This window comes from Micromonospora sp. AMSO12t, from assembly GCF_008806585.1.
GTDB classification, from domain to species: Bacteria; Actinomycetota; Actinomycetes; order Mycobacteriales; family Micromonosporaceae; genus Micromonospora; species Micromonospora reichwaldensis.
In genome coordinates, this window is record NZ_WAAS01000008.1 from 1 (window position 1) to 13,917 (window position 13,917).

The window sequence follows — 13,917 nt, forward strand, 5'->3', positions numbered from 1 at the left end:
CTCGCCCCGGTGACCGGCGACGTCCCCGCCGCGACTGCCCGGGACCGGCATGTACCCGCCTTGTATCCGCGCGCCCGGCCCGGTCGGGCCCGGCGGCCCGGTCGTCCCACCGATCTCCGCGCCACCCGTGCCCTGCGCGGGCCCGCCGTTCAGCCGATCGGCTCACGCGCCCGCACGGCGACCGCCTGGCGCAGCGGAGCGCGGGAGGCCGGCACCCGCCACCCGCGGAGCGGTCGGCTCCCGCAGGCTCAGAGTCGGCCGAAGTGGGCGGCGTACTGCGGATCCCGGTAGCCGGACAGCGGACCGAGCAGGTCCCGCGCCTCGGTCTCCAGGATGGACGCGGTGCTGCGGTCCCCGGCCGCGCGGGCGATCCGGCCCTGTGCCTGCCGCGCGACGGCCCGCAGGTAGCGGTCGCCGATCCGGACGGCCACCGTCCCCGCCTCGTCGGCGTCGCGGGCGGCGGCGGCGTGGTCGGCGAGCCCGAGGTGGGCCGCCGCGCGGGACAGCAACGCCTCGCAGCGCGACGGCAGGTCCTCGGACCACTCGGCGATGGCCATCGCCTCGTCGAGGCACTCGCGGGCCTCCGACCACTGCCCGGTACGGCACAGCAGTTGGCCCCGTGCGCCGAGGGCGGCGCCCCGCAGGCCGACGGCGTCGACGTCGCGGGCGATGCGCAGCGCCTCCTCGACGTCCGCGAGCGCCTCCTTCTCGGCTCCCGCCGACAGGCGAACCGGGGCGGAGCTGCTCAGGGCCGCGCCGATCATGAGCAGTTGGCCCGACTCCCGGCGCAGCGCGAGCGCCTCGTCGTGGTGGCGGAGCGCGCGCGGCACGTCGCCCATCCGGTGGCGCAGGTTGCCGAGCGCCTCCAGGCAGATGGAGATCTGCTCCCGGTCACCGAGCGGCCGGAGCAGCTCGAGGCAGCGCAGCAGATCCGCTTCGACCACCGACGGTTCGGCGCTGCCCGTGTGCAACGTCGCCCGGTAGAACAGCGCGGCGCAGTGTTCGAGCGTGAGGCCGAGCCGCCCGGTGGTGGCGACCGCGCCGTCGACCAGGGTGAGCGCCTCCTGGCGGTAGCCGTACCGCCGCAACGCGGCGACGCTCGCCCAGGCCAGCGCGGCGGCGAGCGTCGCGGTGCCGGTGGTGGAGGTGGACGCCTGCCGGAAGGCGGCCAGGACGTTGAGGTGTTCCTCGGCCAGCCACCGCGCCGCCTGCGCGGGGCTCTCCGGCAGGTCCTGCCAGGCGGGTCGGTCCTGGTCGCCGACGCCGGTCGGGGCCCACCCGCACGCCGGTGTCCCCGCCGGTCCGAAACAGTGTCCGGCGTTGGTCATCCGCTCGAGTTCCCGGGCGCCCTGCACGTACGTCTCCAGCAGCCGCCGCAGCCCGGCCTCCCGGTCGTCCGCCGGCTCGTCCTCGGCCCGTTCGACGGCGTACAGCCGGACCAGGTCGTGGATGCCGTAGACGCCCGGTTCCCGGGGCTCCACCAGGCGCTCGTCGGCGAGCCGTTCCAGGAGACTCTCGGCGAGCGCGGGCGGCTCGCCGAGGAGGGCGGCGACGGCGCGGGCGGTGACGGTCGGCAGGCGGGTGCTGCCGACCAGCCGGAAGGCCCGGGCGCAGAGCTGCCCCCGGGCGCCGCCGTCGGACAGGGCGGCGTAGGTGAGCGCGATGGACGGCCGGACACTGAGGTCGTCGAACTCCAGCTCGCTGAGGCGCAGCCCGGGATCGGCGAGGCGCTCCACCAGACGGGCGATCGGCCACTCCGGCCGGCTGGCCAGGCGGGCGCCGACGATCCGGATCGCCAGCGGCAGCATGCCGCAGAGTTCCACCAGGCGGGCGGCCGCGTCCGGCTCGGCCGCCACCCGGTCGGCGCCGCACTCGCCCGCGAGCAGCCCGACCGCCTCCGTGCGGGACAGCAGCCCCACGGCCAGGTGTCGGCCGTTGGGCAGCGTCGCGAGCATCCGCCGGCTCGTCACCACGACACCGCAGGAACCGTCCGCCGGCAGGAGTGCCCTGACCTGGGCGGCGTCCCGGGCGTTGTCGAGGACGACGAGCACGCCGCGGCCCGCGATCTCGGACCGGTAGGCGACGGTGGCCTCGCCGACGTCGGACGGCACCGCACCGCCCGGCATGCCGAGCGCGCGGAGGAACCGGCCGAGGACGTCGACCGGCCTCAGGGGCGGCAGGTCGGCGTCCGCACCCTGCAGGTCCACGTAGAGCGTGCCGCCCGGGTACCGGTCGGCGAGCTGGTGCGCGATCCGGACGGCCAGCGCCGACTTGCCGGCCCCTCCCGGGCCGTGCAGGGCGACGACCGCGCTCGTCGCGGATCCGTCGAGCCAGCCGCACACGGCGTCGATCTCGGCCCGCCGGCCGACGAAGGTGTCGACGGCGGGAGGCAGTCCGCGGACCACGATCCGCGCGGGCGGCGGGCGCTGCGGCTCGCCGACCAGGTGCGGGCGGTGGTCGAGGATGTCGCGGTAGAGCGCCTCCAGCGAGGGGCTGGGATCGATGCCGAGCTGGTCGGCCAGCATCCGCCGGGCCCGCAGGTACGCGTCGACGGCACCGGCCACGTCGCCCGTACGGTAGAGCGCGGTCATCAGCTGACCCCAGCCGCGTTGCCGCAGCGGGTGGGTCTCGACGTGCTCGCGCAGCCGACCGACCAGTTCGGCGGAGGCGCCCAGGTCGAGTTTGGCCTGGACGTGTTCCTCCTCGACCATGAGGCGCTGCTCGTGCAGGCGCGTCAGGCGTGCCGCCATCGCGCGGGGCAGCGGCAGCCCGGCGAGCGGCGAGTCGCGCCAGAGGGTGAGCGCGTGGGCCAGACTCGCCTCGGCCTGCCGCAGGTCGCCCCGGGCACGGGCGTCGCGGCCCTGTTGCGCCGACTCCTCGAACTCGTCGAGGTCGCGCTCACCCGGGCGCACCGCGAGCAGGTAGCCGCCGGTGCCGGTGTGCAGCCGGCTCGCGCCGTCCGGCTGGTCGCGCAGCGCCTGGCGCAGCCCGTGGGCGTACGTCCTCAGGTTGGCCGCCGCGGAGGCGGGCCGCGGCTCGTCCCACAGCGTCTCGGCGAGGTGTTCGGTGTGCAGCACCTCGTTCGGGTCCAGCAGCAGGGTGGCGCAGAGTAGCCGTTGCTTCACCGTGCCGAGCGGCACGGGCCGGTCGTCGACCTGCACCTCGAGCGGTCCCAGAAGCTGGAATCGCATGCCGGACATCCGGCATTTCTACCACAGGGACACGCCGGCTTCCGATCGTCGCCCGCCGTCGTGGGTCACGCGTCAGCGGCGCGCCGGCGCCTCCCGACCGTCGGCGTCCACCGTGACCTGGTCGAAGGCCGGAGCACCGTCGACGGCGTCGGCGGCCACGGCCGTCGACCTGGCGGGATCGGGCAGGTCCAGGCTGCTGCGCAGGCCGACCGGCTTCAACAGGACCGCGGCGATGATGCCGACGACGGCGATCGCGGCGGAGATGAGGAAGATGTGGCCGGTGGCGTCCCCGTACGCCGCGCGGACGATCTGCTGGACCGCGCCGGGCATGGCGTCGAGGTTCAGGCTGCCGGCTCCCGCGCTGCCGGAGGCGGGGATGCCGGCGGCGGAGAGGTCGGCGGTGATCTGGTCGGTCACCCGTCGGGCGAGGACCGCGCCGAGCACCGACACGCCGATCGTGCCGCCGAGCGAGCGGAAGAACGCGACGGTCGAGCTGGCCGCGCCGATGTCCCGGAGCGAGACGGTGTTCTGCACGGCGAGGACGAGGTTCTGCATCGTCATGCCGACCCCGACGCCGACGATGAACATGGCCGCGCCGACCAGCACCAGCGAGGTCTCGTGGTCGATGGTGCCGAGCAGGGCGAACCCGATGACGAGCACGATCGCGCCGAACACGATGTACGGCTTGATCTTCCCGGTCTTCGTGATCAGCCGGCCCGCGATGATCGACGATCCGAGGACGCCGGCCATCATCGGGATGGTGAGCAGCCCGGCCTCGGTCGGGCTGTAGCCGCGGCCGATCTGGAAGTACTGGCCGAGGAAGACGGCGCCGCCGAACATCGCCATGCCGACCGCCAGGCTGCCCAGGATGGCCAGGGCGGTGGTCCGCTGGCGGACGAGATCGAGCGGGACGACCGGCTCGTCGGCCCGCGACTCCACCCAGACGGCCAGGGCGAGCAGCGCGACCGCACCGCCCACCATGGCGGCGGTCTGCCAGGAGGCCCAGGCGAACGAGTCGTCGACGAAGGAGATCCAGATGAGCAGCACGCTGACGCCGGCGGCGATCAGGGCCGCGCCCAGGTAGTCGATCTTGACGTTCTCGCGGCGGACCGTCGGCAGGCGCAGGGTGAACTGGAGGAGGACCAGCGCGATGGCGGCGACGGGGACCCCGACGAAGAAGCACCAGCGCCAGCCGAGCCAGGACGTGTCGACGATGAGCCCGCCCAGCAGCGGGCCACCGACCGTCGCCACCGCCATGACGCCACCGAGGTAGCCGTTGTACCGGCCGCGCTCCCGGGGCGGGATCATCGCGGCGATGGCGACCTGGACGAGTGCCTGGAGGCCGCCGACGCCGATGCCCTGGAACGCGCGGGCGGCGATGAGCTGGCCGGCCGTCTGGGCGAAGCCGGCGATCACCGAGCCGACCAGGAAGACGACGATGGCGATCTGGACCAGGAGCTTCTTGTTGAACAGGTCGGCGAGCTTGCCCCAGATCGGGGTGGTCGCGGTCGCGGTGAGCAGGGTGGCGGTGACCACCCAGGTGTACTGGGTCTGCGACCCGTTCAACGCGCCGATGATGTTCGGCAGCGCCGTCGAGACGACGGTGCCGCTGAGCATGGCGACGAACAGCACCAGCAGCAGGCCGCTGAGGGCCTCCAGCGTCTGCCGGTGTGTCATCGGCGCGTCGCCGGCCGTGGTGGTGGGTGCGCTCATCGCGCGGCCTCCAGGTTGTCGTGGTGTCCGAGGACGGTCTCGATGTCGCGGGTGAACCGGCCGAGCGCGGTGGCGAACGCCGCCACCTCCGCGGGGGTCCAGTCGGCGAGCGCGGTGTCGAGGATCCGGCCGTACCAGTCGTAGGTGTCGGTCAGGGCGGCCCGCCCGGCCGGGGTGACGGTCAGCAGGCTGGCCCGCTTGTCGGCGGGGTCGGCGCGCCGCTCGACCAGGCCGTGGCTGACGAGCGAGGCGACGGCGCGGCTGACGGTCGACGGGTCGAGCCCGCTGCGGGCCGCCAGCTCCCGGGCGTGGCAGTCGGCAGGCAGCTTCTCGATCTGCATGAGGAGGCCGGCGAGGCCGACCGGCACGGCCGGCCGGACGTCGGCCCGGTGCCGTTTGATCAGCCGTACGCTCCGGATCAGCTCGGACAGCCTCGCACCGAGCTCGCGGCCGGCAGTTTCCACGCCGCCTCCCTTGTCGCAGATGGTTGCCGCACACAAGCATCTGCCGATCTTGCTCACAGTGCAAGTTTGCGCGATGAGAACTGAGTCACCGCCCCGTAGGCTGTCGCCCATGGAGGAGACCACCGGGCTGCGGGAGCGCAAGAAGGCGGCCACCCGCCTCGCCCTGCACGAGGCCGCCCTGCGCCTCGCCACGGAACACGGGCTCGACCGGGTCACCGTGGAGGCCATCGCCGACGCCGCGAACGTCTCCCGCCGGACGTTCTCCAACTACTTCTCCAGCAAGGAGGAGGCGGTCTTCCACGGCGACGCCGTACGGCTGCGCCGGCTGCTGGAACTGGTCCGCCGACAGCCGGCCGACGCGCCGCCGTGGGCCGTGCTGAGCGCGGCCGCCGAGCGCCTCGCCGTCGAGGCGTACGGCAACGCCCCGCCCTCCTGGCTGCTGCACCGCCGTCAGCTACGCGGGCACCCGGGCCTCGTCGCGCACCAGATCGCGGCCTACACCGCCATCGAGCGCGATCTTGCCGACGACGTCGCCCAACGGTTGACCGGCCCCGACCGGGCGCTGCGGTCCCGGGTCGTGGCGGCGACCTTCCTGGCCTCGCTGCGCGTCGCCATCCAGCACTGGATCGACCACCCCGACGGGCCGCTGCACGACGTCCTGCGCACCGCGCTCGCCGAGACCGCGACCACCCCGGCCGTCACGTAGGCCCCGCCGGTCACCTCCACCCCCGCCCGTCACGTCCGCCCCGCCGCCGGCCGGCTGACGCCCGGCAGTAGGAGGCGCGCCTCGGGCCGGCCCCGTCCGAACCTGCGGCAGCGTGAAGGAGGTCGTCCGCCTGGCCGGTCGCGACGTTGGCTCCGCTTGACCTTCACACGGTGACAAGGTCTTCACTGTGGTCGGGGAGGTGGTCGCGATGACCGTGCCGAAGGACGACACGCACACGATGCGAGCGCTCCGGCGGCTGGAGGACAGCAACCCGTCGGTGCGGTTGCAGGCAGCGCTGGCGCTCGGCACGACCCCGGACCCGCGGTTCGTCGACAGGCTCGTCGAGCGGTGCGCGATCGAGTCCGACTTCCACGTACGCGAGATGCTGACCTGGGCGCTCATCCGCCACCCGGCACCGACTACGCTCCCGAAGCTGGTCGACGAACTCCGCTCGGAGCGCGCGCAGGCCCGAAGCCAGGCGTTGCACACGCTGTCCAAGATCGGGGACCGGCAGGCGTGGCCCGCGATCACCCGGGCGCTGCTGACCGACGCCGACGACGAGGTGGCGCGGAGCGCCTGGCGGGCAGCGGTCGTACTCGTGCCCGAAGGTGAGAAACCCGCGTTGGCCGCGGTGTTGGCGACGCAGTTCGGGCGCGGCGGGCGCGCGACGCGGTTGAGCCTGAGCCGGGCGCTGATCGCGCTCGGCCAGGTGGTCACGCCGATCCTGCGCGCCGCGATGACGGACCCCGACCCTTGCGTACGCCAGCACGCCAGCGCCACGGAACGGCTGTCGCGCGACCCGGACGCCGGGCTCGAGTTCGCGGTCGACGAGGCGACCCGCATCGTGGCCCTCGGCATGACCGGCCAGGAGGGTTGACAGGCGTTGTTGATCGGTGAGGTGGCACGGCGCTCCGGCGTCAGCGCCCGCATGCTCAGGCACTACGACTCGCTCGGCCTGGTGCGGCCGACGGGTCGTACCCGGGCCGGCTATCGGGAGTACTCGGGCGAGGACATCCGGCGGATCCTCCACATCGAGAGCCTGCGGTCGTTGGGGCTGTCGCTGCGCGAGGTCGGGCGCGCGCTGGACGATCCCGGCTTCACGCCCTCGGGGCTCGTCGACGACCTCATCCGCCGGACGCGGGAACGCATCGCGGCGGAGACGGAGCTGCTCACCCGACTCCGTCAGATCGACGCCACGGAACCCGCCGGCTGGGACGGCGTCCTCCGGATCGTCGCGCTCCTGCAGGCACTGGGATCGGAGAGCGCCGGCAAGCGCCAACGCGCGGCCCTGTCCTCGACCGAAGAGGTTCCGGTGCCGGTGGGAGCGCTGGTCGAGGCAGCGTTGAGCGAGACGGACCCGAACGTCGCCGGTGCCCTCCGGTGGGCGCTGGCACGGTCGGGCGACGGGGGCCTGGCACTGCTCGCGGAGGGCCTCGGCTCACCGGTGGCCGAGGTGCGCGAACGTGCCGTCCGGTCCGTCGCCGAGATCCCGAGCAATGCGGCGACGGCGCTGCTGCGGGACGCCCTCACGCACTCGGACCTCACGGTCCGCAGGTGTGCCGCTCTGGCGCTCGGAGCGCGTGGGGCAGCCGACGCGGTCCCGACGCTCATCGACATGATCGTCGAGGAGACCAACGACGCCGATGCCGCCGACGCGCTGGGCGCGCTGGCGACCGATCCCGCGTCGGCCGACCAGATCGCCACCGGGCTCGTCGACCGCCTCGCCCAGGCAGTGGTCGGATCGTCCGCACGTCGGCGGCTGACCCAGGCGCTCGCGGACGTCCCGGGGACCACGACGTCACGTGCCCTCGCGGAGCTGGCACAGGACGAGGACCGCGCCGTCGCGCTCACTGCGGCGTACGTCCTCGGGCTGCGCGACGCGCGGTGACGGTTACCCCCTGACCGGAAGGCCCGCCGCGTTTCGCGCGCTCGGGTGCGGCCGCGTCGCGAGCCGCGGACGGCGCCCTGGCTGGGGACGGCTCCGCCATGTCCGGATGTGCGGCCCGGCCGTCCTTGTGGCCCTCCGCAGAGGATGACCAGACTGCTCGTGTGGAGATCGCCCGGATCCGCGAGGTGGTCGTGGTGGTGCACGACGGCGTCGTGCTGCTCGACGTGGCGGGGCCCGTCCAGGTGTTGCACGGCAGCGGCGGCTACCGGGTCCGGCTGGCCTCGGTGGACGGCCGCCCGGTACGCACGGACGTCGGCGTACCCCTCGACGTCGAGTTGGCCCTGCACCAGGTGCGGCACCGGTTCGACACGCTGCTGGTGCCCGGCCTCTCCCTCGCCACGGCGCAGCCTCCGCCGGCGCTCGTCGCCGAACTCCCCCGCGTCAGCGGGCTCGCCCGCCGTACGGCGGGCATCTGCACCGGCGCGTTCCTGCTCGCGGCGGCGCGCCTGCTCGACGGCCGCCGGGCCACCACCCACTGGGCGGCCTGCGCCGACCTCGCGTCGCGGTTTCCCGCGGTCCGCGTCCGGCCCGACGCCCTCTACGTGCGGGACGGGCCGCTGTTCACCTCGGCCGGCGTGACCGCGGGCATCGACCTGACGTTGACGCTGGTCGAGGACGACCACGGGCCGGAGCGCGCCCGCACCACCGCCAAGTACCTCGTGGTCTTCCTGCACCGCCCCGGCGGTCAGTCCCAGTTCACCGTCCGCGGCAACACCACGGCCGCCCCCGGCAGCGCGCTGCGCCGGGTCCTGGACGCCGTCGCCACCGACCCGGCCGCCCCGCACACGCTCGCCACGATGGCGGCGCACGCGTCGGTCAGCGAACGGCACCTCACCCGCCTGTTCCGCCGGACGGTCGGGACGACCCCCATCCGGTACGTCGAGCAGGTCCGGGTCGAGGCCGCGAAGACCCTGCTCGAAGCCACCCACGACGGGGTGGCTCGCATCGCCCGTGCCTGCGGCTTCGGCTCGGACGACAGCATGCGCCGCGCGTTCCTGCGCGGCATCGGCACCACCCCGGCCGAGTACCGCCAACGCTTCCGGTCCACGCACCCGACACCCGAAAGATGAGGTACCCGTGACGCCTTCCTTCTCGCGGCGCACCGCCCTCGGCACCGGCCTGGCCGCCGGCGCCGGCATGCTCACCGGGCTGGTGCCCGCCGCCCCGGCCGCCTCCCACGCCGCGCCGGACGCCGACCTGTCCTTCCCGTCGACCCGGCTGGCCCGTGAGGCGGCCCGACTGATCGACGAGGCGCAGGAGGCCTACCTGCGCAACCACAGCCTGCGTAGTTTCCTGTTCGCCCGCGAGGCCGCCGCGCGGGCCGGTCGGCGGCCCGGCCACGACTACGACGAGGAGGTCGTGTTCCTGATCTGCGCCCTGCACGACATGGGCCTGACCGCACGCGCCAACTCCGACCAGCGGTTCGAGATGGACGGCGCCGACTTCGCCGCCCGGTTCCTCGAGGAGCGGGGTGTCACCGACCGCCGGGTCGACACCGTGTGGGACGCGATCGCCATGCACACCATGCGCAGCTTCCGCGACTCACCCGTCTTCCAGCGTCGCCGACCGCCCGAGATCGGCATCGCCCAGACGGGAATCAGCATCGACCTCATGGGCGTCAACAGCCCGGTGCCACCCGAGTACGCCGACCGCGTCCACCGACGTCATCCCCGCCTCGGCGGCGCCCGGGCCGTCACCGACGCGATCGTGGCGCAGGCACTCGCCAATCCCCGCAAGGCCCCGGCCGCGACCCTTCCCGGCGAGATCCTGCACCAGCGCCACCCCGAACTGCCCTACCTGACCTGGGACATGCTCCTGGACTCCAACGCCTGGGGCGACTGAACCGGCCCGGCACCAGGCCCTTCCTCCGCGACATGACCTCCGCCGTGCCGATCCCGGCAGCAGAGGCGGCGGGCCGGTTACCCTCCCCCTCGTGACCCACGAGAACGAGATCACCGAGCCGGTCGACCTGTGCCTCGCGGGTGGGCGGCTCAATCCCGCCGCCGTGGGCTGGAGCCGCCGCCCGCTGCACCGGGCGAACCTGCGCGGCTGGGGCCGCAACAAGCGCTGGGAGTACTGGGGGGTCGTCACGCCGACCCACATCGTCGGCCTGGTCGCCTCGTCGCTGGACTACGCGGGGGTGCACAGCCTCTACGTGCTCGACCGCGCGACGAAGGCCGAGATCGACAGGAACGCGGTGGTCCCCTTCGCCCGGGGCGCCCTCTTCCCGCCGGTCAGCGGGGCGGGCGCCGTACGGGCGCGCGGCGGCGGACTCTCGATCGACATCGACCAGGCGCCGTCGGCCACCGCCATCCGCGCCGCCGCCCCCGGTCTGGAGATCGACCTCGTGGTGTCGCTGCCAGCGGGTCACGAGTCGCTCGGCGTGGTGGTGCCCTGGAGCACCCGCCGGTTCCAGTACACCGTCAAGGACCTCGGCCGCCCGGTGCGCGGCACCCTGCGGGTCGACGGGGTGGCCCATCCGGTCGCCAAGGCGGACTCCTTCGCCGTGCTCGACCACGGTCGCGGCAGGTGGCCGTACGCGATCCGCTGGAACTGGGCCGCCGGCAGCGGCCCGGGTCGGGCGATCCAGCTCGGCGGTCGGTGGACCGACGGCACCGGCTCGACCGAGAACGGCCTCTTCCTCGACGGTCGGCTGCACAAGATCGGCGACGAGCTGCGCTGGGAGTACGACCGCGCCGACTGGTCGCGCCCGTGGCGGATCAGCGGTGCGCGGGTGGCCGTGGAGTTCCACCCCTTCCACGAGAAGATCGCCAGGACGAACTTCGGTGTGCTCGCCAACGAGACGCACCAGTGCTTCGGGCACTTCACCGGTTGGGCGGCGGCCGACGACGGCGAGCGCGTCGACCTGGCCGGGCTGGTCGGCTGGGCCGAGGAGGCACGCAACCGCTGGTAGCGGTGCCGGCGCCGGACGAGGGCGCCGGGCAGGACGGGGGCGGCACCTGGCCCTAGGGTGGGCGGTATGGCAAGCCCTGGCCCCTCCGCCGACGGCTCGGCGGCCCGGAATCCGCTCACCCTGCTCACGCTTGACGAACTCCGGCAGCGCACCAGCGTGAAGTGGCGCATGTTCGCGCCCGACGTGCTCCCGCTCTGGGTCGCGGAGATGGACGTGCCCCTCGCTCCCCCCGTGGCCGACGCGCTCCGCCGCGCGGTCGACCTCGGCGACACCGGCTACTCCTACGGGACGGCGTACGCGGAGGCGATCGGCGACTTCGCCGCTGGGCGTTGGGGCTGGCGGGACTTCCGCGTCGCGCACACCTCGGTCGTGCCCGACGTGATGATGGGCGCCGTCGAGGTGCTCCGGCTCGTCACCGACCCCGGTGACGCGGTCGTGGTCTGCTCCCCCGTCTACCCGCCCTTCTACGCCTTCGTCACCCACGCCGACCGGCGGGTCGTCGAGGCCCCGCTCGGGCCCGACCGGCGCATGGACCCCGCCGCCCTCGACGAGGCCTTCCGACGCGCGCGGGCCCACGGCAGCCGGCCCGCGTTCCTGCTGTGCAATCCGCACAACCCGACCGGCGTCGTCCACCGGCGCGACGAGCTCGAGACCGTCGCGGCGCTGGCCGACCGGCACGGCGTACGGGTGGTCTCCGACGAGATCCACGCTCCCCTGGTGCTGCCGGGGGCGCACTTCACCCCGTACCTCACGGTGGCCGGCGCCGAGAACGCGTTCGCCCTGGTCTCCGCCTCGAAGGCGTGGAACCTGGCCGGTCTCAAGGCGGCGCTCGCGGTCGCCGGACCGCAGGCCGTGGCCGACCTCCGCCGTATGCCGGAAGAGGTCAGCCACGGGCCCAGCCACCTCGGTGTCATCGCGCACACCGTCGCCTTCCGCGAGGGCGGGCCGTGGCTCGACCTCCTCCTCGACGGTCTCGACGCCAACCGCGCGCTGCTCGCGACGCTGCTGGCGAAGCACCTCCCGGCCGTCCCGTACCACCGTCCCGAGGGCACCTACCTCGCCTGGCTGGACTGCACGGGGCTGGGCGTCGACACGGAGCAGCCGGCCGACGACGCCGGCGTGGTCAGCGACGTCGCCGGGCCGGCGAAGATGTTCCTCGACCACGCGCGGGTCGCCCTCAGCTCCGGGCACGTCTTCGGCACCGGCGGGGCGGGCTTCGTACGGCTCAACTTCGCCACCTCGCCGGCGATCCTCACCGAGGCCGTCACCCGCATGGGCGACGCCGTCCGCTGAGGACGCCCGCCGTCGGCATCAGCCTGGGCGACATCACGTCCGGCGCGGCGCTCGCGCACGGGTCGTGGGCTGGCCCGACAGACCTTCGCGTTCAGTCACCGTCAGCGCCGCCGGTGCGCTCGGCGTCGGCCGGCTGGTCGAACAGCCGCTGGTAGCGCTGCACCGCGAGCAGGACCGCCAACTGACCGAGCGCGCTGACGGCGGCGGCGAACTGGTCGAGGTAGAACACCAGCAGGTTCACCACGCTCAGTGAGGTGACCAGGCCGGCCCGGGCGAGCTCCACGGCGCGGCGAGCCATCCCGCGCAGCAGCAGCCCGGCGGCCACGATGAGCGCGGTGCCCACGCCGGCGTCCAGCAGCGCCCGGACGAGCAGGAGCAGCACCCCGCGGCGGTCCTGGATGTCGACGCGGGCGAATTCGTTGGCGGTGGTGAGCACCCCCTCGGTGGTTCCGTCACGCAGGTCGAGAGCGACGGCGACGATCGTGATGAGGTCGCTGAGCGTGGCGAAGCCGAGTAGCCCCAGCGCCAGGACCAGCCCGACGCGCAGCCGACCCCGGGTCAACGACCGCGCCACCCACGCCCGCACGGCGACCGCGATCCGGGCGATCCGTCCTGACCGGTGCTCGTACGGCGGCAGCACACCGGGCTCCGCCAACTCCAGCAGCGCCGTGGCCAGCGGCTGCAACCGGTCGTCGTCCGGACTCGCGGCGGCGGCGCCGAGTCGCCGCCGCAGCTGGGCCCGGTCCCGTTCGCTGAGCCTCCCGTCGACGGCCTCGCCGAGCAGTTCCAGCGCGGCGTGCAGTTGCGCCCGGGTGCCCTCGACCCGTGTGCTGCGGGCGCGCACGTAGAGCCACACGCCGATGAGGAAGGCCGCGTAGGCGATGGGCGCGGCGGCCGGGAAGAAGTAGTCGTTGTCGGCGGTGATGAACTTGCCGACCTCGTCGATGAAGAGCCCGGTGCCGATTCCGGCCAGCAGCGCCGCCCCGAGCAGCGCGGCCCGGTTGACGACGAGCAGCGGGACGAGCGCGGCGAGGAACAACGACAGGCCACCCCACAGGGCGTGCGAGATGTGCAACGTACCGCCGCCGACCTGCGGATAGCCGGTCAGCGCCAGGAATGCGCGGGTGCCGAGGACCGCGCCGCCGAACCCGATCAGCATCAGCAGCATGTAGTGCTCCGCGTCCAGTCGCGCCACCAGGCGTCGGGAGGAGCGACGGTGGCGCTGCCGGTGGGACGGGAAGCTCATGTGGACAGCAAACACCGGACGGCAGGGTGCCGGTGGCGCCTCCGCCAAACGCGGGCACGGCCTCGATCCGTCGACCGGCGGGCGGTGCCGAGCGTCAACCGCCGGTGCCGGCGGTCAGGTCGAAGTCGGCGACGACCGGCGCCCGCCCCACCCACACGAGGTTGCCGTCGGTGAACCTGTCGCCGGCCGGGTACCACCGTCCGGGCCCGAAGGAGCAGTCGCAGCGCAGCTTGACCAGTTGCCCGGGGAGCATCGGGAGTCCGTACGACGTGCCGACGTCCACCGCGCCGACGATGTCCCCGGTGAGGGCGTCGAAGGCGACGATCGTGCTGTAGGCCGCCAACTCGTCGGTGCGGATCCGGCCACTCGTGGGCCGGGGTGTCGGGTCGGTGACCGCCACGCTGTCAACCCGCGGGATGACACTGACTATGATCGATCGGCC

The 13,917-nt window shown here is 74.0% G+C and carries 12 protein-coding genes; 7 read left to right on the forward strand and 5 right to left on the reverse strand.

Features of this window, described 5'->3' with window-relative positions; all coding sequences use genetic code 11:
• Positions 1–248: 248 nt before the first annotated feature.
• From F6X68_RS02255 to F6X68_RS02265, 3 genes are all read right to left on the reverse strand, one after another.
• Positions 249–3,200 (reverse strand): BTAD domain-containing putative transcriptional regulator, encoded by a 2,952-nt coding sequence (locus F6X68_RS02255; protein WP_151452667.1) that lies wholly within the window; start codon positions 3,198–3,200, stop codon positions 249–251.
• A 63-nt stretch (positions 3,201–3,263) separates the two neighbouring features.
• Positions 3,264–4,904, reverse strand: a complete 1,641-nt coding sequence (locus F6X68_RS02260; protein WP_151452668.1) for an MDR family MFS transporter — start codon at positions 4,902–4,904, stop codon at positions 3,264–3,266.
• Positions 4,901–5,368: a MarR family winged helix-turn-helix transcriptional regulator gene (locus tag F6X68_RS02265; RefSeq protein ID WP_225851923.1), complete on the reverse strand. Its 468-nt coding sequence runs from the start codon at positions 5,366–5,368 to the stop codon at positions 4,901–4,903. The genes F6X68_RS02260 and F6X68_RS02265 overlap by 4 nt, the downstream gene beginning before the upstream one ends.
• Before the next feature lie 109 nt (positions 5,369–5,477).
• Between F6X68_RS02265 and F6X68_RS02270 the strand changes: the two genes are divergently transcribed.
• The 7 genes from F6X68_RS02270 to F6X68_RS02300 all read left to right on the forward strand — a co-directional run bounded on the left by F6X68_RS02270 (position 5,478) and on the right by F6X68_RS02300 (position 12,229).
• A complete protein-coding gene (locus tag F6X68_RS02270; RefSeq protein WP_151452669.1) occupies positions 5,478–6,074 on the forward strand; it encodes a TetR/AcrR family transcriptional regulator in 597 nt (198 codons plus the stop codon).
• A 208-nt stretch (positions 6,075–6,282) separates the two neighbouring features.
• Positions 6,283–6,951 (forward strand): HEAT repeat domain-containing protein, encoded by a 669-nt coding sequence (locus tag F6X68_RS02275; protein WP_151452670.1) that lies wholly within the window; start codon positions 6,283–6,285, stop codon positions 6,949–6,951.
• Between the two features lie 6 nt (positions 6,952–6,957).
• Entirely contained in the window at positions 6,958–7,962 is a 1,005-nt protein-coding gene (locus tag F6X68_RS02280; RefSeq protein WP_151452671.1) for a HEAT repeat domain-containing protein, read from the forward strand.
• Between the two features lie 161 nt (positions 7,963–8,123).
• A complete protein-coding gene (locus F6X68_RS02285; RefSeq protein ID WP_225851924.1) occupies positions 8,124–9,092 on the forward strand; it encodes a GlxA family transcriptional regulator in 969 nt (322 codons plus the stop codon).
• A gap of 7 nt (positions 9,093–9,099) precedes the next feature.
• Positions 9,100–9,864, forward strand: coding sequence for an HD domain-containing protein (locus tag F6X68_RS02290; RefSeq protein WP_151452673.1), 765 nt, complete (start codon positions 9,100–9,102; stop codon positions 9,862–9,864).
• 91 nt (positions 9,865–9,955) lie between these two features.
• A complete protein-coding gene (locus F6X68_RS02295; protein WP_151452674.1) occupies positions 9,956–10,936 on the forward strand; it encodes a DUF2804 domain-containing protein in 981 nt (326 codons plus the stop codon).
• A gap of 66 nt (positions 10,937–11,002) precedes the next feature.
• Complete coding sequence (locus F6X68_RS02300; RefSeq protein ID WP_151452675.1) at positions 11,003–12,229, forward strand: MalY/PatB family protein; 1,227 nt, start codon at positions 11,003–11,005, stop codon at positions 12,227–12,229.
• Positions 12,230–12,320: 91 nt separating this feature from the next.
• Here F6X68_RS02300 and F6X68_RS02305 read toward each other — a convergent pair whose 3' ends face one another.
• Both F6X68_RS02305 and F6X68_RS02310 read right to left on the reverse strand, forming a co-directional pair.
• Positions 12,321–13,475: a hypothetical protein gene (locus F6X68_RS02305; RefSeq protein ID WP_151452676.1), complete on the reverse strand. Its 1,155-nt coding sequence runs from the start codon at positions 13,473–13,475 to the stop codon at positions 12,321–12,323.
• Positions 13,476–13,569: 94 nt separating this feature from the next.
• The gene (locus F6X68_RS02310; RefSeq protein WP_151452677.1) at positions 13,570–13,875 is read right to left on the reverse strand and encodes a hypothetical protein; all 306 of its coding nucleotides are present in this window, start codon (positions 13,873–13,875) and stop codon (positions 13,570–13,572) included.
• Between the last annotated feature and the right edge of the window lie 42 nt (positions 13,876–13,917).